The following is a 907-nucleotide window of genomic DNA, read 5'->3' as shown; positions in this document are numbered from 1 at the left end:
GCCCAGCACCCGGACCTGGTGGCTGCCGTCGGGATTGCGCCGGCCGAGCGCGCTGGACGGGATGGTCAGCACGTCCTGCGCCGCGCCCAGCACGATGCTGACCTGGGCGGTCATGTAGCTGCGCAGCCGGCCGTCGGGGTTCTCGACCGGGACGATGCCGGTGTAGTAGATCGCGCCGCTGCTGCTGTCGGTGCCGGTGCCGCCCTGGATGGCGCTGTCGTTGACGATGCTCTGCGGCGCCGGCGCGATGCTGTCCAGCACGCCCTCGTAGCTGCGGCCGCTGTCGTCGAGCAGGCTGAAGCGCACCTTCTGGCCGGGCCGGACCTTGCCGATATCGGCCTCGGAGATCTCGGCATGCACGTCCATGCGGTCGAGCTGGCCCAGCACGACGATGGTGGGCGAGGACTGCACCGCGTTCACCGTCTGCCCGGCCTGGCTGACGATGGCCAGCACGGTGCCGGCCATGGGGGCGGTGATGCGGGTATAGTCGAGGTCGGTGCGGGCGATCTCGATGGCGACCTCGGCCTGGGCGATCTGGGCCTGCAGCGCGGCGATCTGGGCGCGGGCGACGTCGACATCCTGCTGGGCGCTGTCCATGGTGCTGCGCGAGGCGGCGTTCGAGCGGATCAGGTTCTGCTGGCGTTCCAGGGTCTTTTCGGCCAGGGCCAGCACGGCGCGCCGCTCGGCCATCTGCGCCTTGAGATTGGCCAGCGCCGCCTGTGCGGTGCGCAATTCGTTGGCCTGCTGGACCGAGTCGATCCGCGCGATCAGGTCGCCCTGCTCCACCCGCTGGCCCAGAACCACCGCCAGCTCGGTGATCCGACCCGAAACCTGCGCACCCACCGCAACAAGGTTCGAAGGCTTCAAACGACCCTCAGCAAGAACCGATACCTCAAGAGAACCGCGC

The 907-nt window shown here is 69.5% G+C and carries 1 protein-coding gene; it reads right to left on the bottom strand.

Features of this window, described 5'->3' with window-relative positions:
- Nucleotides 1-907, bottom strand: a 907-nt coding sequence (locus tag QPR87_RS23530; RefSeq protein WP_285051571.1) for an efflux RND transporter periplasmic adaptor subunit, incomplete at both ends; no start/stop codon positions are given.

Source organism: Paracoccus sp. SSJ, assembly GCF_030234105.1.
Lineage (GTDB): Bacteria > Pseudomonadota > Alphaproteobacteria > Rhodobacterales > Rhodobacteraceae > Paracoccus > Paracoccus denitrificans.
Note: the sequence above shows the minus strand (reverse complement) of the source record. Positions and strands in the feature narration are given on the sequence as shown.